Annotated in this window: 19 protein-coding genes; 12 read left to right on the top strand and 7 right to left on the bottom strand. The window is 69.6% G+C overall.

What is annotated here, in order from left to right:
• Positions 1-100: 100 nt before the first annotated feature.
• From G6O54_RS17365 to cysC, 3 genes are read left to right on the top strand one after another with little or no spacing between them, the layout of a single operon-like run.
• Positions 101-823, top strand: coding sequence for a phosphoadenylyl-sulfate reductase (locus G6O54_RS17365; RefSeq protein ID WP_250846942.1), 723 nt, complete (start codon positions 101-103; stop codon positions 821-823).
• 45 nt (positions 824-868) lie between these two features.
• Positions 869-1306 carry an RrF2 family transcriptional regulator gene (locus G6O54_RS17360; protein WP_165226923.1) on the top strand — a complete coding sequence of 146 codons (438 nt, stop codon included), beginning with the start codon at positions 869-871 and terminating at the stop codon, positions 1304-1306.
• Positions 1307-2998, top strand: coding sequence for an adenylyl-sulfate kinase (cysC, locus tag G6O54_RS17355; RefSeq protein ID WP_205678870.1), 1692 nt, complete (start codon positions 1307-1309; stop codon positions 2996-2998).
• Positions 2999-3073: 75 nt separating this feature from the next.
• Here cysC and G6O54_RS17350 read toward each other — a convergent pair whose 3' ends face one another.
• The gene (locus tag G6O54_RS17350) at positions 3074-6010 is read right to left on the bottom strand and encodes an Ig-like domain-containing protein (protein ID WP_165226922.1); all 2937 of its coding nucleotides are present in this window, start codon (positions 6008-6010) and stop codon (positions 3074-3076) included.
• Positions 6011-6354: 344 nt separating this feature from the next.
• Between G6O54_RS17350 and G6O54_RS17345 the strand changes: the two genes are divergently transcribed.
• Complete coding sequence (locus G6O54_RS17345; RefSeq protein ID WP_165226921.1) at positions 6355-6654, top strand: acyl carrier protein; 300 nt, start codon at positions 6355-6357, stop codon at positions 6652-6654.
• A 72-nt stretch (positions 6655-6726) separates the two neighbouring features.
• On the opposite strand, the gene G6O54_RS17340 is transcribed toward G6O54_RS17345, so the two are convergent.
• Positions 6727-8052, bottom strand: a complete 1326-nt coding sequence (locus G6O54_RS17340) for an aminotransferase class I/II-fold pyridoxal phosphate-dependent enzyme (protein ID WP_165226920.1) — start codon at positions 8050-8052, stop codon at positions 6727-6729.
• Between the two features lie 211 nt (positions 8053-8263).
• Here G6O54_RS17340 and G6O54_RS17335 point away from each other — a divergent pair, with 211 nt between their 5' ends.
• The 8 genes from G6O54_RS17335 to G6O54_RS17300 all read left to right on the top strand — a co-directional run bounded on the left by G6O54_RS17335 (position 8264) and on the right by G6O54_RS17300 (position 14753).
• Positions 8264-9211 (top strand): beta-ketoacyl-[acyl-carrier-protein] synthase family protein, encoded by a 948-nt coding sequence (locus G6O54_RS17335; protein ID WP_165226919.1) that lies wholly within the window; start codon positions 8264-8266, stop codon positions 9209-9211.
• On the top strand, positions 9208-10434 hold the full coding sequence (locus tag G6O54_RS17330; RefSeq protein ID WP_165226918.1) for a beta-ketoacyl-[acyl-carrier-protein] synthase family protein: 1227 nt from the start codon (positions 9208-9210) through the stop codon (positions 10432-10434). Before G6O54_RS17335 ends, G6O54_RS17330 begins: the two co-directional genes overlap by 4 nt.
• Positions 10434-11252, top strand: a complete 819-nt coding sequence (locus G6O54_RS17325) for an SDR family NAD(P)-dependent oxidoreductase (RefSeq protein ID WP_165226917.1) — start codon at positions 10434-10436, stop codon at positions 11250-11252. Before G6O54_RS17330 ends, G6O54_RS17325 begins: the two co-directional genes overlap by 1 nt.
• Before the next feature lie 6 nt (positions 11253-11258).
• Complete coding sequence (locus G6O54_RS17320) at positions 11259-12386, top strand: ABC transporter permease (protein WP_165226916.1); 1128 nt, start codon at positions 11259-11261, stop codon at positions 12384-12386.
• Between the two features lie 37 nt (positions 12387-12423).
• Positions 12424-13107 carry an ABC transporter ATP-binding protein gene (locus G6O54_RS17315; protein ID WP_165226915.1) on the top strand — a complete coding sequence of 228 codons (684 nt, stop codon included), beginning with the start codon at positions 12424-12426 and terminating at the stop codon, positions 13105-13107.
• On the top strand, positions 13107-14147 hold the full coding sequence (locus G6O54_RS17310) for an efflux RND transporter periplasmic adaptor subunit (protein WP_165226914.1): 1041 nt from the start codon (positions 13107-13109) through the stop codon (positions 14145-14147). The genes G6O54_RS17315 and G6O54_RS17310 overlap by 1 nt, the downstream gene beginning before the upstream one ends.
• 108 nt (positions 14148-14255) lie before the next feature.
• A complete protein-coding gene (locus G6O54_RS17305) occupies positions 14256-14507 on the top strand; it encodes a DUF6582 domain-containing protein (RefSeq protein WP_165226913.1) in 252 nt (83 codons plus the stop codon).
• Positions 14508-14510: 3 nt separating this feature from the next.
• Positions 14511-14753, top strand: a complete 243-nt coding sequence (locus G6O54_RS17300) for a hypothetical protein (RefSeq protein WP_165226912.1) — start codon at positions 14511-14513, stop codon at positions 14751-14753.
• Positions 14754-14796: 43 nt separating this feature from the next.
• Here the strand turns inward: G6O54_RS17300 and G6O54_RS17295 are convergent, their stop codons facing one another.
• The 5 genes from G6O54_RS17295 to ald form a co-directional block, all read right to left on the bottom strand.
• Positions 14797-15144, bottom strand: coding sequence for a hypothetical protein (locus G6O54_RS17295; protein ID WP_165226911.1), 348 nt, complete (start codon positions 15142-15144; stop codon positions 14797-14799).
• 51 nt (positions 15145-15195) lie between these two features.
• Positions 15196-15498: a Dabb family protein gene (locus G6O54_RS17290; RefSeq protein WP_165226910.1), complete on the bottom strand. Its 303-nt coding sequence runs from the start codon at positions 15496-15498 to the stop codon at positions 15196-15198.
• Between the two features lie 41 nt (positions 15499-15539).
• Positions 15540-16613: an S-methyl-5-thioribose-1-phosphate isomerase gene (mtnA, locus tag G6O54_RS17285; RefSeq protein WP_165226909.1), complete on the bottom strand. Its 1074-nt coding sequence runs from the start codon at positions 16611-16613 to the stop codon at positions 15540-15542.
• A 304-nt stretch (positions 16614-16917) separates the two neighbouring features.
• Entirely contained in the window at positions 16918-17241 is a 324-nt protein-coding gene (locus G6O54_RS17280) for a hypothetical protein (RefSeq protein WP_165226908.1), read from the bottom strand.
• A 69-nt stretch (positions 17242-17310) separates the two neighbouring features.
• A complete protein-coding gene (gene ald, locus G6O54_RS17275) occupies positions 17311-18426 on the bottom strand; it encodes an alanine dehydrogenase (protein WP_165226907.1) in 1116 nt (371 codons plus the stop codon).
• Positions 18427-18520: the final 94 nt, after the last annotated feature.

Here is an 18520-nt window from a genome sequence, read left to right as displayed (position 1 = left end):
TGAGGAGAAGGACACGACGAGAGGGCCGCAATGTTGACCTTCATCACCAGGAAATGTAAGATTACCCCCAACACGAGGTCCTATCAGGGAGCCCAGAGCGATGGCCGGGACAGAGACGATGCTGGCCGAGGAAGAGCTGACCGAAGTCAACGACCGACTTGCGGGTGCGGCGCCGACGGATATCCTGCGGTGGGCCGTTGATCGGTATGGGGATCGCCTGACGATGGCGACGGCGTTCGGGCCGGAAGGGTGTATCCTGATCCACCTGCTGGCCGAGATCGAGGCGAACGTCCGGATCTTCAACCTGGACACGGGCTATCAGTTCGCGGAGACGCTCGCCCTTCGGGACCGGATCGCGGAGCGTTACGGCATCGAGGTGGAGCTGGTCGGGGCCGATACGAGTGTCGCCGAGTACGAAGCGAAGAATGGCGGGCCACTCTACGCGATCAACTCGGAGCGGTGCTGCTACGAGCGGAAGATCGTCCCGCTGAGGCGTGCGCTCGTCGGGTATGATGCCTGGATCACGGCCATCCGCGCGGATCAGTCGGCGGACCGTGCCAGGGCCAAGGTGCTGGGCTGGGACCCCAAGTTCGGGCTGGCGAAGGTCAACCCGCTCCTGGCCTGGACCAAGCGGGACGTCTGGGCGTTCATCGTCGCCAACAAGGTCCCGTACAACCCGCTGCACGACCAGGGATACCCGTCGATCGGATGCTGGCCGTGCACCCGGCCGGTGGGCGCGGGGGAGGATGAGCGGGCGGGCCGCTGGGCGGGCCAGGCCAAGACCGAGTGCGGCCTCCATTCGCTCGATAGCAGCCAGCTCTGATCCGGGAGACGGGCTCGGAGCCGTTTGAGTCGACAAGGCGCGTCCATGAAGATCTCGGCGAAGGCGGAGTACGCTTGCCTGGCCCTGCTGGCGCTCGCACAGTCCGGTCGGGCCGCGCCCCCGCTCCGTATCCGCGACATCGCCAGGTCCCGCGGGATCCCGGAGCGATACCTCGTGCAGATCCTCCTCCTGCTCAAGGGGGCGGGCCTCGTCGCCAGCACCCGGGGCGCATCCGGCGGCTATCGCCTGGCGCGGCCCGCGGCGGAGATCAACCTCCGGGAGGTGCTGAGCGCCATCGACGGCCCGGACCTGCCTCCCCGGGAGCCCTCTTCGACGCCCGACTCGTCCTCGGCGCATCCCTCCTCGGCTCAGGTCCTCGCCGGAGTCTGGGAGGAGGTTCGCCAGGCCGAACGGTGCGTCCTCGAACGGACGACGCTCGCCCTGCTGGCCGCCCAGGCGACGCCGCAGGACTGGATCATCTGAATGGGATCTTCAATGCCGAGCGGCGACCTGATCGAACCGTATGGCGGGACGCTCGTGGACCTGATCGTCGGCCCCGACCGCGCGGCCGAGATGAAGGCCGCCGCGAGGGACTTCGCGAGCCTCACCCTCGACGACCGATCGCTGTGCGACCTCGAGCTGCTCAGCGTCGGCGGGTTCTCCCCACTCCGGGGCTTCCTGAATCGAGAGGACTACGAGAGCGTCCTTTCGGAGGGTCGTCTCGCCGACGGCACCCTCTGGCCGTTGCCCGTGACGCTCCCCGTCACCCCGGGAGAGGGCGTCGCGGAGGGCAAGACGCTCGCCCTCCGGGACGTCTACGGCAACCTCCTCGCCTTCCTCCACGTCGAGGAGATCTACGAGGCGGACAGGTCGCGCGAGGCTGAGGAATTCCACGGCACGCCCGACGGGTCGCATCCCTCCGCGGCCTGGGTCGACCGCACCGCGAGGTATCATGCGGCCGGTCCGCTCGAGGTCATCCGCACCCCGCCCCATTATGATTTCGTGGACCTCCGGCGGACACCCGCCGAGCTTCGTGAGCACTTCCGGTCGCTGGGCTGGTCCCGAATCGTCGCCTTCCCGACGAGTACCCCCCTGCACCGGGCCGATGAGGAGATGGCCCGACGGGCGGCCCGAATGACCGGCGGCGGCCTGCTGATCCAGCCCTCGGTGGGCGTGACGAAGCCGGGCGACGTGGACCATTACACGCGCATACGCTGTTACCGCGCGTTCGTGGCCGAGGGCTTCGAGGCCGGCAACGCGGTGCTCAGCCTCCTGCCGCTCGCGGAACGAAGGGCCGGGCCCCGTGAGGTCCTGCTTCGCGCGATCGTCGCGCGGAACTACGGCTGCTCGGACCTGATCGTCGAAGGCGACCATTCAAGCCTGGGGACGATGGCCGATCAAGCCGGGGAGATCGGCGTGGGACTGGTCGCACCAGGCCGGATGGTCTATCTCCCGGTCGAGCGCCGATACCTCCCGATCGATGAGGTCCCCGACGGGGCGAGGACCGCGACCCTTTCCGAGGCCGAGGTCCACGACAACTACCTCTCCGCCGGCCTGACGCTCCCCGACTGGTTCACCCGCCCGGCCGTGGCGCGGATCCTCGCCGAGACGCACCCGCCGAGGTCGCGGCAAGGGCTGACGATCTGGTTCACCGGGCTGTCCGGGTCCGGCAAGAGCACGGTCGCGCACGCGCTCATCGAGCGGCTGGCCGAGTCCGGCCGCAACTGTGCCTTCCTCGACGGCGACGAGATCCGGACCCACCTCTCCCGCGGGCTGGGCTTCAGCCGCGAGGATCGCGATATCAACATCCGCCGCGTCGGGTATGTCGCCGGCCTCGTCTGCCGGGCGGGCGGGACGACGGTCTGCTCGGTGATCAGCCCGTTCCGCGCGGTCCGCGACGAGGCCCGCGCCATGTCCCGCGGCCACTTCGTCGAGGTCTACTGCTCGACGCCCATCGAGATCTGCGAGCGGCGCGACGTGAAGGGCCTCTACTCCTCGGCCCGGGCCGCGGTCGCCGCCGGCAGGCCGATGGGCTTCACCGGCGTCGACGATCCCTATGAGGCACCGGAGGGCGCCGAGGTCACGCTCGATACGAGCAAGCTCTCCGTGGACGAATGCGTCGAGGCCATCGTCGCGAAGCTCGTCGAGCAGGGCTACATCGTCCGCGAAGATTGACGGCCCTTCATCGCCATCAACGAACGGGGCCGGCCTCGAAGGACCGGCCCCGTCGCGTCGGTGGCATTCCGTCGATCACGCGCGGCCCTTGGGGGCGACCTTCGCGTGCCGGGAGGCCAGGAGCGTCCGCGCGTCGTGGCCGGTCGACTTGACGGCCGCCGTGCGGGTTGTCAGCTTGACGGCCTTGCCCGCCGACTGGTGCGAGGCCGCCGCCAGGCGGACCGTGCGGCCCGGCTGATAGGTCGGGATGGTGGAGCTCGTCCCGGGCGTGCCCGGCGGGCTCACCGGGCTGGCCTTGCCGATCACGGTGCGGGGGGCGTAGACCTTGTGGTGGACGGCGTCCAGCTCGGCCACGAAGTCGCCGCCCGGCGTGTTGTTGCCCGACGGGAAGTAGCTGTAGAACTCGCCGTCGAGGGCATTGCCCGCGATGTCCTGAATGCCCGTCAGGTTGCTCGGCGTCACCGACCGCGCGGTGAACAGGAAATGACCGCCGCGGAGATACCGGCCGTTATTGATGGTGACGGTCGTCACCTGATCCCCGGTGGTGGTCCCGGGCGTGGTTGAGAGCGAGGAGACCAGGAACTTGGGCACGTGCTTGGGATTGAAGGGCGAGTAAATCAGGCTGAAGAGGTAGTTGTTGGCGTCGATCAGGGTGTTCTGATTGAGCCCGACGCCCGCATTCCCGAGCCCGCCGAAGTCCGCGGTCGTCAGCGTGACCGTGCCGTGGATCCGGTCCAGGAGGACGGCCGTGACCTTGGGCCCGACCGTGTCGATGACCAGTTGCGAGGTGATCGTCGTCACGTCGCTGAGGGTGTGGTCGGAGCTGTCGATCGCCTGCGCCGAGATGAAGTAGGTGCCGTCGGCGATGGCGAATCCCGGGGTGATGCTCCAGGCCCCGGTGCTGTCGGCCGTCGCCTGGCCGATGAGTGTCGGCAGGCCCGCACCCGAGGCGGTCGCATAGAGCGAGACCTTCGCGTAGGGCTCGCTGGCCGTGCCGACGAACTTGGGCTGACTGACGTTGGTGATCGCGTCGCTGTGGGAGACGCCGGAGTCGCTGGCGGGATCGAGGTGGCCGCCGAGGGTCAGGGCATCATCGGCGACACTGGCCGTGTTCGAGAGGACGAGCCGCGAGCCGTCGACGTCCGTCACGTAGATCGTGATCGGATAGGTTCCGTCCTGCGGGCCCGGCACGCCCGATCCGGGCTTGCCGATGGGCAGCGAGTCGGCATAGGTGTGCGTGCCCCGGATGGCATACGTGATGCCGAGGTTGCCGGAAGTCCCGGTCAGGTAACCGACCGTCTGCGGCGAGCCGTCGCCCCAGTCGATCGTGACCAGGAACTCGCCGGCCGACGAGCCCGGATCGGCGTCGCGGAACGAGCCCACGGTGCCGTTGAAGTAGACCCCCTCGGTGGTGCTGATCGGCGAGGTCGCGATGGCCGTCAGGGGTGCATCGGCGATCGTCGCCGTCGACGCGGCGTTGGCGGTCGCGCCCGTGGACTTGGTGATCGTCGTCACCACGGGGTAGGCGCCGACCGTCGCGTAGGTATGGGTGCCGTAGACCTGGAAGACGATCCCGTTGGCCGTCCCGGTCTCGACGATCCGCGTCGCCGCCGAGGCCGCGGTGCCGTCGCCCCAATTGATGCTCGCGGTGTAGCCTTCGATGTTGATCGTGCCGGCGTCCCAGAAGGTCGCCACCAGGACGTCGCTGTTCGCCGACGGGATGGTCACGGTCGGATAGTTGCCGACCGTGAGCCCCTCGTAGCCGCTGACCGGGACGCCCTGGGCCGACAGCATCGCCGCGGCGACGTCGGCCGTGGACGGGATCGTGACCGGGGCGGCGGCCGTCCCCGTGACCGTGATGAAGGTCCCCCCCACGGTGGCGCTGCCGCTGGTCCCCAGGTTGGTGACGGTGACGCTGACCGGGTACGTGCCCGGGTTCGCGTAGACGTGATTGCCCAGGACGTCGAAGCCGTCCGTCCCGTTGGCCAGGATCACGCCGGCGGTGCTGGGCGTCAGGTCGCCCCAGTTGATCGAGACGACGAAATTGCTCGCCTTCGCCCCGGGATCGCTCTCCGTGAAGGACGCGACCACCTTGTTCGTGAACGCCTGGGCCTCGGTCGCATTCAGGGTGACGCCCGTCCCCTCGGGCGGGGAGGAGGGCTCGGTGATGTGGATCGTGGCGAGGTTGGTGTAGTCGACGATCAGCGAGGGGCCCGCGATGACGCCCGGAACGGAATAATCCAGCCCACTCTGGGTGGAGTGGAGATCCAGGACATTGGTCCCGCCGCCCCCTTCGACGGTATAGGTCTGAAGGCTCGTGCCCGGGCCCGTGATGTCAAACAGATCGTTGGCGGCACCGCCATCGAGGATGACGCCCGTGATCCCCGTCCCCAGGGTGATCGGGCTCGTCAGCGTGGAGCTGACCACCTGGGTCGTGGTGACGTTGAACGTCTGGGCGCTCGTCCCCGCGCTGGCGTCGACGAGTACAGCCCCGGATCCGCCCGTCGCCTTCACCGAGATCGGCGCCTGCACGCCGGAGGTGTCGCCGGCATTTCCGACGACGAGGGTGCTGGCCCCAGTCCCCAGCTCGATCGTCGTGGGGTCATTCACGGAGGAGATGGTGACGACGCTCGCGCCCGCACGGGTGATCGAGATCGAGGAGACCGCGGAATCCGGGCCGTGCGGATTGTTCGTCCCGCTTCCCGTCCATCCCGCCGCGATCGCGCCCGCCCCGAGCGTCACGAGCTGGCTCGATTCGACGAAGGTGAGCGTGCCGGCCGGGCCGGTCGACGAGACGGTCAGGACGTTGGGACTCCCCGGCGAGGTCGTCTCCAGATACGTCAAGACACCCCCCGAGATGTCGATGGTCGACAGGACCGTGCGATCCTCGAGCCCTTCCAGGACCCTCGCCGCGGTCCGCCTCGCCGCCCGGCTCCGGCATGCTCCCCCGGCGAATGAGCCCCGTATCATCCGGAACGCCTGCCTGCGAAGGAACCCGGCCACCTGTGTCATCGCACGATCTCCCATGCTGCCAGACCTCTCGGTTGCGTCGCGAGTCGATGAAACTTCGCAACTCGACAACCTCCACGGAATCCCCACTCTCAACCAAAGATACCCAGATTTCCCATTTTGTCCAACAACTCGCCTTTCACCGATTGAGATCGAATTCGTTCGTCGTCAAGGATGGCCGACTTCGATACCGATCCGGACGCGAGTGCCGCGACTTGTGAGTCCGACGTTGCTCGGATCGGGGAAAGGGGTATAGTCCTCGGCTCGACCCCCGGCGACGAGGTCACATCGCGACGGCCGGGCCGGCGAGGGTAGGTCGGGCACACCCAGCACGTGGGAGTGAGATCATGACGGATCGTGACGCACTGCGGGCGACCCTGCTGCAACTGCTCGAGGAGGAGATGGGTGAGGATTACGGGCCCATCGACGAGCGGGCGGACCTCCGCGAGGGCCTGGGGCTGGATTCGGTGGATGTCGTCGGCCTGATCATGAGGGTGGAGCGGCAGTTCCGCATCCGCCTGGCGATGGAGGAGCTGATGGAGGTGAAGCAGCTCGCCCAGCTCCTGGACCTGGTCGAGGAGAAACTACAGGCTCGCGCGCACGAGTCGTCGAGCGGGGCACGCGGCCCGCAGTCGCACGCGGCCTAGCGGGCGAGGGGATGGGGGCCGAGTCGCGGGAGTCTCCCGCCCCGGAATGCGAGCCGGGGCGGGACGTCCGGCTCAGCCGACGAGCTTCTCCGCGCAGTAGGCCGCGACCTTCTCGAGGGCCGCGGCGCCCCAGCCTCGGCGGTCGCTGCGTCGGGGGATCTGGATCTTCGAGCTGCATAGGGCCCGGAAGGCCGAGGCCAGGCCGTCGATCGCGTCCTCGGAGTGGTTCGCGTTGCACTGGATGCGGAGCACGCCGCCGTGATACGGCACGGCGGGGAAGAGGACCGACTGGACGTAGTAGCCGCGATCGAAGAGGAATCTCCCGGCTCGCAGCGTATCCGCCTCATCGCCGATGAGCACCGACACGATGGGTGCGGCCCCGCCGCTGACCACCAGGTCCAGGGCCTCCAGCTCCCGGGTCAGCCGCTCGATGTGGGCCGTCAGTCGCCCGCGGAGTCGATCATACTCGGTCGATTCCAGGATCGAGACCACCTCGCAGATGGCGTCGAGGTAGGCGGGGACGACCGGGCCGCCGAAGATGTAGGTATTGGAGCGGATCTTGAGCAGCTTCTTGAGCGTCGCGGAACAGCCGATGAAGCCCCCGGCGCACGAGAAGGCCTTAGAGAGCGAGCCGACGATCAGCGTGTTGTCGTAGTCCCCGAGGGCGTCGAGCACGGTGCCGCGGCCGTGCGAGCCGATGACCCCGGTCCCGTGGGCATCGTCCACGTAGAGCACGCCGTCGCGGGCCGCGCCGACCTGTCGGAGCTCGGCGAGCCGGGCGAGGTCTCCCCCCATGCTGTAGACGCCGTCCACGCAGATGAGCGCCAGCCGGTAGGGTCGCAGCTTGCGGAGGGCGTCCTCGAGCCCCTCCGGGCTGTTGTGCGGGAACGTGGCCAGGCGGGCGCCGGCGGCCTGGGCGAGCTTCGCGCCTTCCTGCATCGAGTTGTGCGCCAGCTCGTCCATCACGACCACGTCCTTGCGGCCGACCAGGCCGGGGATCGCGCCATGATTGGTCAGGGTGACCGACGGATAGATGAGCGTCGATTCGACGCCCAGCCAGGCGGCCAGCCGATCCTCGGCGATCGCGTTCGACTGCACGCTGGAGAAGGCTCGCGAGGTCCCGTTGTGGCTCCCCCAGCGAGAGACGCCGGAGCGGATCGCCGCGAGGACCCGGGGGTCGCGATCGAGCCCGAGGAAGCTGTCGGAGCCGAAGTTGGTCACCCATCGCCCGGCGACCAGGATCTCCCGCTCGCCGCGGACGTCGTCCACCACCAGGTCCTTCAGGTGGGCGTCGGGGAACCGCTGCTCGAAGTCCTCGAGGATGCGGACCAGCGTGTTCGCCTTGAGCGCGGCGGCGAGCCTGTCGACGGGGAGGGGCTTGCGCGAGGATGCGGCCATGGGCTCTCCTTGCTCTCGAGACCTCGGTCGGAACCTCCGGTTCCGCCGCCGGCCGGCGAGTCATGCCGATCGGGCTGGTCAGAATACCCGGGAAACCGTAAATAGTCACCCTCATCATTCCGGGGATCCGCAGCACCGGCACGGGGATGGATTCCCGCCGCCGAAGCTCGGCGTGCAAGCCGCAAGAATCCGCAAGGTAAGGGATGACCGCGTGATTGCGAACGTCGGCAGGGAGAGGGCGTCGGGGCCCGTCGAGCCCCTCGTGCGAGGGGCGCTGGTGGCGGAGGTGCGGTGCCATGGCGTGCGGCGGATGACGCCCCCGGAGATTGCCGCCTATCGCCGACGTCAGGAGCCGTTGCCGCCGGGATGGCCCACGCCGGAGGCCGGGGTACTCCGCCAATCCGACGAACAGACCGTGGTGGCCCTCGCCGCGGCGTTCGAGGCGATCCGCCGCCTCGATCCCGACGCGGCTTCCGAGGTCGCGAGCTGGGGGCTCCTCGTCGCGCCCCGCTTCCTCGGCCGGGAGAAGCTGAGCCAGGCCCTGACTCGATTCGACGAGGAGGGGGTCTGGGGCGTCTCTCCCCACCTGATACCCCACTTCGCCCTCCATTCGCCGTCCGGCACGCTCAGCCTCGCGCTCGGCATCCGCGGCCCGAACCTCGGGATCGGCGGCGGCGCGGGATCGGCCTTCGAGGGGCTACTCGCGGCCCTCTCGTGGCTCGACGCGGGCATCGTGCCGGCGGTCCTGCTGGCAATCACCGGCTGGCATCCGGAGCGGATCCCGGGCGGGGCCGAGTCCTCGGCCGAGGGCTCCGCGTGCGAGGCGCTCGCCCTCGTGCTCGCCCCCTCCGGCTCGTCACCGGCGCCGGCCGCGACGCTCCGGATCCGCGACGCGGAAGGTGGAACGCAAGGGACCTCGCCGGATCACGCGGAGCTGGGCCGGATCCTCGGCCGAGGACCCTCCTCCGCAAGCCTCGGTATCCGCATAGTGGCCCATCGTCCCCACGGCCCGGGGATTCCGCGGCCCCACCACGGCCGCGACACCGGCGGTCCGGAGCGGGGCTCGTGGCAGGTCATCCTGGCCGATGCGAGTGGTCGGATGATCGCCGAGCTTGGATTCCCGACCGGTCGCGTGGAGGATCCGGAGGCTTCTTCATGATCAAGGATGATCCGACCTGGATGACGGGCGCGGGCCTCTGCACTCCGCTCGGCCACGACCGGGACGCCGTGGAATCCGCCTTGCTGGCCGGCCGATCCGGCATCGGCCCGGTCTCCACGTTCGCGACCGACGACTACCCGAGCCGGATCGCCGGGCAGGTCCTCGACGTCCCCTGCCCTTCGATCCTCGAACCAACGGCCTTCCGCCGCCTGCCGAGGCTCGAGCAGGTCGCGACCTGGTGCGTGGAGTCGGCCCTCCGCGACGCCGGCCTCTGGGGGCGGCATCGCGACCTCCGAATCGGGCTGGTCCTGGGGATCGGCGCGGAATGGATGCAGCTCTGGGAGGATGACCATCGCGCCGGCGGAGACCGCGTCCGCGACCCGGACAGGGACCGCGAGACCACGCTCGATCGGGTGGCGCGGAGGTTCGGCCTGAGCGGCCCTGTCCTCAACCTATCGGCCGCCTGCGCCTCCAGCAACTTCGCGATCGAGATCGGCCGCAACTGGCTGCGGAGGGGGCTCGCCGACGCCTGCCTGGCGGGGGGCTGCGAGATGGCCGTGACGCCCGTCGGGCTGGCGACCTTCGGCAACCTCAAGGCCCTCTCGAGGCGGAATGACGACCCGGCCGCCGCCTCCCGTCCGTTCGATCGCCATCGCGACGGATTCGTGCTCGGTGAGGGCGGGGGGGTGTTCGTCCTCGAACGCTCCGGCGACGCCCGCAGGCGGTCGGCCCGCGCGCATGCGGAGGTCGTCGGTTGCGGCTCGAGCAGCGACGCCCACCACCCCGTCATCCCCAGCCCCGACCCGGCCTCGGCCGGCCGGGCGGTGATCCGGGCCCTGGCCGACGCCGGAGTCCGGCCCGACCAGGTGGACCACATCAACGCCCATGCGACCGGGACCCCGGTCGGCGACGCCGCGGAGGCCGCCGTGCTCCGGCTGGTCTTCGGCGGCGAACTCGACCGCATCCCGGTGACCTCCACCAAGAGCATGACCGGCCACCTGTTGACGGCCGCCGGCGCCGTCGAGGCGGTCGCCTGCATGGCCGCGATGAGGAGGCGGGCCATCCCCCCCACGATCAACCTGGAGGAGATCGACGTGCCGCTGAACGTGGTGGCGAAGGTCCCCCGGGAGCATCCGGTGGAGATCGCCGTCTCGAACTCGTTCGGCTTCGGCGGCAGCAATAGCTGCCTGGTCCTCAGGGCGGTCGAGGAGCCCATCGGCTGATGTCGCCATCCGCGATCGTGATCACCGGAGCCTCCCGCGGCATCGGCCGGGCGCTCGCCATGGAGCTGGCCTCGCGCGGCCACCGGATCGGCCTGGTGGCCCGACGGCGAGAGGCCCTGGACGACCTGGCGGCGGAGATCCGCGACCGGGGCGGCATCGCGCACGCCAGCGCGGCCGACGTCTCCGATCGCCGCAGCCTGCGTGCCTCGATCGAACAGCTCGAGGGCGCGCTCGGGCCGGTGGACGTGATGGTCGCCAACGCGGGGTTCGGGGCGCCGACGCGGCTCGATCCGCTGAACGTGGCGGATGTCGAGGAGACCTTCCGCGTGAACGTGCTGGGCGTCGTGTACGCGATCGAGGCCGTCCTCCCGGGCATGATCGCGCGGGGACGCGGGCAGATCGTGGCGATCTCGAGCCTGGCCGCCTTCAAGGGCCTGCCGGGCGAATCCGCCTACTGCGCCAGCAAGGCCGCGGTGAACGCCTATGCGGAGGGCCTGCGGATCGCCTTGCGGCGCAAGGGCGTGGCCGTGGCGACGGTCTGCCCGGGGTTCGTGGCGACCTCGATCACCCCCATGGACGCCGCCGCGACCCCCTTCGAGATGACGCCGGAGGCGGCGGCGCGGCGGATCGCCCGGGTCATCGAGCGGAGGGCGTCCGGCGTGGTGTCGTTCCCCTGGCCGATGGCGGCGCTCATGGCCCTGATCGCACGCCTCCCCGATCGCCTGGTCGCGCGGCTCGTCGGGCACGGGCCGGAGCCCCCGGCGGCTCTCACCGGGCCCGCCCCCGGCCCGGTCGCCTCGATCCCCGGGGAGGGCTGAGCCGTCGTGGTGGACCTCGCCCTCAAGATGCTCCTGGACGACAAGGCGCGGTTCCTGGCCACGGTGCTGGGAGTGGGCTTCTCCGTCGCGCTCGTGCTCGTCCAGGTGGGGCTCTTCTTCGGGCTCCTCGAGAACGCGAGCATCACCATCGAGAAGCTCGACGCCGACCTCTGGGTGATGGCCCGGAACACGCCCAACGTGGACTTCGGGAATCCGTTCCCCGAGACGTACGTCCAGCGGGTGCGGTCGATCCCGGGGGTCGAGCTCGCGGACAACCTCATCGTCTGGTACGCGGTCGTCTCGCTCCCCACCGGTGCCAAGGAGTCGGTGATTTACTACGGCCTCGACGACTTCCGCCGCTGGGGCTTCCCGTGGAACGTCGCGGAGGGGGATCCCGCGGACCTTCGCCGGGGACGGTTCGTGATGCTCGACGAGTCCGCCGAACGGCGGTTCGGCCCCTTCCTCGCCGGCGACGAGCGGGAATTCCAGGGCCGACGCCTGAAGGTGATCGGCCGGACCCGCGACGCCCGATCCTTCACGACCAACCCCATGGCCTTCCTCGACTACCAGCTCGCCCAGCAGCTCTCCCCGGACGAGCTCGGCGGCCAGACGACGTTCATCCTGGTGAAGCTCAGGCCGGGCGCCAGCGCGGAGGCCGTCCGGCGGGAGATCCGCAGCCGGCTGCCGCACAACGACGTGCACACGAAGGCGGAATGGGCGGGGATCTCGCGGCGGTACTGGATCGAGAGCACGGGCCTGGGGCTGACCATCTTCCTGACGGTCTTCCTGGGGGCGCTCGTCGGGGTCGTGATCGTGGCCCAGACGCTCTACGCGTCGACGGCCGAGCACCTGCCGGAGTTCGGCACCATCAAGGCGCTCGGCGGCCGCGACCGGGATGTCTGTGGGCTGATCGGCGAGCAGGCGATGTTCGCCGCGGCGATCGGATTCGCGGTAGGGCTGGCCCTCGCGTTGGGCCTGAACCCCCTGCTCCTTCAGCTCGACATGAAGATGAGCATCACCCCTACCATGGGGGCCATGGTGTTCGTCGGGACGGAGTCTCTGTGCCTCTCGGCGGCGCTCCTCTCGTTCCGGAAGGTGGCGGCGATCGACCCGGCGATCGTCTTCCGGGGCTGAGCCGGCGGGGGCCCGTTCCTGCGGGGCGGGGGCGAAGATGCTGGTGCTGGAAGCTCAGGACGTCCGAAAGACATACCGGGAAGGCCCCCGGGAGGTCCCGGTGCTGCGCGGGGTCTCCCTCTCCCTGGCGCGTCGCGAGGTCGTCGCCCTGGAGGGGCCGTCCGGATCCGGCAAGACGACACTCCTCTGCATCCTGGGCTGTCTGCTCGGCGCCAGCCAGGGGCAGGTGCGGATCGACGGCCGCGAGGTCGACGCGCGGCGGCCGGGGCGGATGTGGGCTATCCGCCGCAGATCCATCGGCTTCGTCTTCCAGCAATACAACCTCTTCCCCTCGCTCACGGCCCGGGAAAACGTGGTCTATTCGCTGAATATCCGCGGCTGGCGAGGGGCGAAGGCTCGGCGGGAGGCGGACCGGGTGCTCGATGCCGTCGGCCTCTCCGAGCGGAAGGCGTTCCGCCCCCGCGACCTCTCCGGCGGCCAGAAGCAGCGAGTCGCCATCGCCCGGGCGCTGGCGGGCTCGGCCCCACTCATCCTGGCGGATGAGCCGACGGGAAACCTGGATTCCGAAGCCACGGCGCACGTCCTCGAGATGTTCCGCCGCCTGGCCCGCGAGGAGGACCGAGCCCTGCTCATCGTGACCCACGACCCGAGCGTCCGGACGATCGCCGATCGCGTCGTCCGGATCCGCGACGGCTCCCTGACCGGCGTGGAGACTCCGTGATGTCCCCGACCATGTTCCTCGGGCGCGTCATCCTGCCGGCGGCCGGCCTGGTGCTCGCCGGCTGGCTCGCGTGGCAGGCCTTCGGAGGGTCGAAGGACTCACCGTGGACGTCGCTCCCCGCCTCGCTCTCGTCGGCCGGGGACGACCTCGCCTCGACGCCGGGGACCGCCCCCGCGGCCCCCGCCACGTCGCGGATCCTCGCCGAGGGCCACGTCGCGGCCCGCCCCGGGGCCGAGGTCGTCGTCGGCGCCGAGATGTCCGGGACCGTCGCCCGGATGCTCGTGCAGGAGAAGTCCACGGTCCATGCCGGCGACCTCCTGGTCGAGTTTCGAAGCGCCGAGATCAAGGCCGCCGCCGAGGAGGCCGTGGCGAAGGTCACCGAGATCGACGCCGAGCTCGCCGGCCTCGACCGCGAGCAAGCCCGCGTCGATCGGCTCGCGGAGAAGCAGCCGGGGAAGGACGAGGCGAGGGACCGCCTGAAGACCCGCCGCGAGGTGGCCCGCGCCCGCCGGGCCGCGGCCGTCGCCGCCTACCGCCGGATCGAGGCCGAGTTCGCCCGGACGAAGCTGCACGCGCCCATCGCCGGCATCGTCATCACCAGGCACGTCGACGCCGGCGAGACTGTCACCCAGGGTGCGCCCCTGCTGAAGATCGTCGACCTCAACCGCCTGCGGATCGTCGCGGAGATCGACGAGTACGACATCCCGCGATGCGCCCCCGGCTGTGCCGTGACGATCTCCGCGCCGGGCCACGGCGGCCGGTCGTGGCGCGGGACCGTCGAGGACATCGCCGATTTTCTCACCCCCCGGCGGATCCGACCCGACGACCCGGGCCGCCCCACCGACACCCGCGTCCTGGCCGTCCGGATCGGCTTCGACCCCCTAACCCCCCTCAAGCTGGGCCAGCGCGTGGAGGTGGCGATCGCGGAGACCCCGGATTCCACCTCGATCCCGGGGCCGATGCTACCGCCGACCACGATCCCGCGAATTTCGCGCTCGTCCGACGAACCGTCCGTGCCCCAGCGGTCCGACCGGCGTTGAGACGGGTGGCGCGTCATTTGCAACCCTGATCCGTCTGGGCGGGCGAGGCGGCAGCCCGTCCCGTGCAGGCGTCTCACCTCTTCGCCACGGCCGCCACGGGGACCAGTCATGAGCGAGAAGATCCATCATCGCGCGGACGTGAATCCCGAGCGAGGCGAACACGAATACGGCGACGTCGAGTTCGCCGATCCCGTGAACAAGAAATACCCCATCGACACGCCCGGGCACGTCCGGGCCGCGTGGAGCTACATTCATCACGAGGACAACGCCGCCAAATACACCGCGGACGAGGTCAAGCAGATCGAGTCCCGCATCCGGAAGGCGGCGAAGCGTCACGGCGTCGAGATCAGCGAGGACTGAGTCATGACTCTGCCGACCGTTCCGGGCGCACCCGATGAGCTGCCCCTCCTCGATCCGGGGCAGGGCTTGCAGGACCCTCGCACCATTCACCCGGCGCCGGACGACGTCTTCAATGACCCGGCCCTGCCGACGGGCAACGGCTCCTCGGACGGACCCAACGAACCGGAGCAGGAGCCGGCCAACCCGGCCGACGCCGGCGGCGGGATCGTGGATCCGCGGACCGAGCCGAAGGGGCCCGAGCTGTGAACCGCCTGCGGAGATGCGCCGCTCCGGGCGATCCCGGTCTCATTCAGTAGAGCTTCTCCCCGGGGTAATACCGACCGAGGATGTGGGCGCGAAGCCCCAGCAAGATCGCGAGGTTGAGCCCCTTGATCCAGAGGAGCCACGTCTGGAGCGAATAGGCCTCCCGGAAGTCCGTCATCCCGAATGTCAGGAACGCGAGGGCGTAGGCCAGCTCCAGCCAGGATCGGCGATGGATGAGGTAGCGTCGCAGGACCAGCGCCGCGAAGAGGCACCAGGCCGCCCCCTCGAACAGGTTGAAGACGTGATACGGGATCTCGATCCAGGGCGGATTCCCCGCCGAGTAGGCGTACCACGTCCGATACCAGAGCAGGTCGACGAGCTGTCCGCGATCCATACCGGTGCTCCCGGGCGGTGCCCGGTTGCGGCAAGACTCTCCGGGCCGCGATCAGACGTCCGCGTCGAAGACGCGGACCTGCTTCCAGTTCGACTTGCACTCCTCGATGAACTTCAGGTGGTCGGGGGCGGATTGGTAGGCGTCGTGCGCAGCCTTCGAGTCGAACACGACGTGGAGGGCCACCTCGAACGCGCGGTCGTTCACCGGGCGGGCGAGGTCGGCGTTCAGCGTCCCGATGGCGAAGAAGACAACGCCGGGATGTTCGCGCAGGTACTTCTTCCCCGTGTCGACGAGCGTCTGGATCGCGGCGGGCGAGTTGTCGTTGAGGGTGAAGAAGACGCTGTGGGCGAGCATGGAAGCCTCTCGATGGTGGGTCCGGGAGAACGGGCGACGGCTCAGCCGGCCAGGACCTCGCGGATGGTGTCGGTGTTCACGGGGCGGATGACCCCCTTCTCGGTGATGATGCCGGCGATCAGCTCGGCGGGCGTGACGTCGAAGGCGGGGTTGTAGACGGAGATGCCCGCGGGTGCCGTCTGCTTGCCGAAGCCGTGGGTCACCTCGGCGGGGTCGCGCTGCTCGATCGGGATCGAGGAGCCGTCGGCGATCGTCAGGTCGAACGTGCTGGACGGGGCCGCGACGTAGAAGGGGATGCCGTGGGCCTTCGCCAGCAGGGCGACGCCGTAGGTGCCGATCTTGTTGGCGGCGTCGCCGTTGGCGGCGATCCGGTCGGCGCCGACGACGACCTTCTGGATCTTCTTCTCCTTCATGACCTGGGCGGCCATGTTGTCGCAGATCAGGGTGACGGGGACGCCGCGGCGCTGGAGCTCCCAGGCGGTCAGGCGGGCCCCCTGGAGGAGCGGCCGAGTCTCGTCGGCGAAGACCTGGACGTGCTTCCCCTGCTCCTGGGCGGAGAAGATTACGGCCAGGGCGGTGCCGTAGTCGGCCGTGGCGAGCCCGCCGGCGTTGCAATGCGTGAGGATGCCCTCGCCCTGCTGGACGAGCTCCGCGCCGAACTTGCCGATCAGGCGGCACATCGCGCGATCCTCCTCGGCGATGGCGTTGGCCTCTTCCAGCAGCCGCTTCAGGAGCGCCGGGCCGGTGCTCGGAGGGGTGGCCGCGGCGGTGGCGTCCATGCGGTCGAGCGCCCAGAAGAGGTTCACGGCGGTCGGCCGGCTGGTCCGGAGGTAGGCCGTGGCCTCGGCCAGGGCCTGGCGGACGGTGGCCTCGTCCTTGCTGCCCTGAGAGCGGGCCCCGATGACGGCCCCGTAGCCGGCGGCCACGCCGATGGCCGGGGCGCCTCGGACCCGCAGGAGCTTGATCGCCTCCCAGACGGTGGGGACGTCGCGGCAGTCGATCTCGATGAACTCGGTCGGCAGACGAGTCTGGTCGATCAGCCGGAGATGCCCGGCCTGCTCGTCGCCGACCCAACCCAGCGTCTGGTAGCTCGCGGTCTCTTCAGTTCGAGGCATGCGCCCGGCCCGTCCTCTTGTCTCGGTAGGGGAACGCCCGGAAGGGCGAGGCTGGTTTGGTGAAACGATGGATCGTGGTTGCCTGCCCATGACGCGGCTGAGAACATGGCCCGGCCGCAGTCAGAGGCTCGCGCCGGGGCTCGGCAGGAGCCTCGCCCTCCCGAGGAGACGCGTCCCCGGCTCGGGAGGGCGAGGCTCCTGCCGAGCCCCGGGCGGGCGGTGGCTCGTTAAGGGTGCCTCGATTCCGCGCCACCGATCCGGGATGTGCTTCGCCCACCCGGATCCCCTTCGTCAAACGTCCGGCTCACTCCTCGTCCTCGTCCTCGTCCTCGTCGTCCTCATCATCCTCTTCGGGATCGATCCAGGCGTAGAACTCGGAGAAGACCTCCCAGATCGTCTTCATCGCGTTCCGCATGTCGCCCGGCTTGAGCGGGCCGTGATCGCCGCTGTAGCCGGCCACGTCGGTCGCGATCCGCAGCAGCTCGAGGTTCTGCCGCCTCATCTCGAGGAAGATCTCGCTCTGCGTATCCATCTCGAGGGCCTCTTCGAGGGCCTCGTCGATGTTGTGGTCGTGATCGTGGTCGTGGTCGTGATCGTGCTCGTCGTCGATATCGTGCTCGTGGGCCATGTCGTCGTCTCCTGGAAAAGAGAAAGCGTTGTGGGGAAGCGGGATGTCTCGTGGGAGCGACCTGCCGGCCTAGGCCGAGGCGGGCTCCAGCGGGGTGAGCGGCAGGCCGAAGGTCGTCGCGACGGCCTTGTTGGTGACGCGGCCGGCGTCGATGTTGACTCCCTCGGCGAACCCGAGGTCGGCCGCGGCGCAGGCCCTCCAGCCGTGCTTGACGATCTGGAGGAGATAGGGAAGCGTCACGTTGCAGAGGGCATAGGTGCTGGTCCGCCCGACCGCGCCCGGCATGTTGGTGACGCAGTAGTGGACCACCTCGTCCACCACGTAGGTCGGCGATCGGTGGGTCGTGGGCCGGCTGGTCTCGATGCAGCCGCCCTGGTCGATCGCCACGTCCACGATGACCGCGCCATGCTTCATCCGGGTGAGGTCCGCGCGGCGGACCAGGCGGGGCGCCCTCGCCCCCGTGATCAGGACCGCGCCCACCACCAGGTCGGCCCGCTCGAGCGACTCGCGGATCGTATGGCGGTCGGAGTACAGCGTCGTAACGTTCGGCGGCATGATGTCGTCGAGATACCGGAGCCGGTCCAGGTTGATGTCCAGGATCCGGACGTTGGCGCCGAGCCCCGCGGCGACCTTGGCCGCGTTCGATCCCACGATGCCGCCCCCCAGGATCGCCACCTCGGCGGGCGCCACTCCGGGCACACCCGCCAGCAGGATCCCGCGCCCTTCCTGGGGCCGTTCGAGATACTTGGCCCCCTCCTGGATGCTCATCCGGCCGGCGACCTCGCTCATCGGCGTGAGCAAGGGCAGCGTGCCGCGGGCATCGCGGAGCGTCTCGTAGGCGATCGCCGTGATGCCGCTGTCCAGGATCGCATGGGTCAGCTTCTCATCGGCGGCGAAGTGAAAATAGGTAAAGAGGACCTGCCCCTTCCGCAGGAGTGGCCACTCCTTCGGCATCGGCTCCTTGACCTTGATGACCAGGTCCGACTTCCCCCAGATCTCGCGGACATCCTCGACGATCGTGGCCCCGGCCGCGGCGTATTCGGAATCGACGATCCCGCTCCCGAGCCCGGCGCCGGCCTCGACGAGGACGGAATGGCCCAGACTCGTCAGCTCCTCCGCGCCCACGGGGAGCATCGAGACGCGGTATTCATCGTCCTTGACCTCTTTCGGCACACCAACAATCATCGACGCGAGACTCCACGCTAGGATGCCTGGCTCGCCGCAACTCATGGCGGCAAGGCGGGCTCCGCTCCCCGGCCTGTAACATTCGAGCAGACCA

It is taken from the genome of Aquisphaera insulae (assembly GCF_011064615.1).
GTDB lineage: Bacteria > Planctomycetota > Planctomycetia > Isosphaerales > Isosphaeraceae > Aquisphaera > Aquisphaera insulae.
The sequence above is the reverse complement of the archived record's forward strand: the minus strand, read 5'-3'. Positions and strand labels throughout refer to the sequence as shown.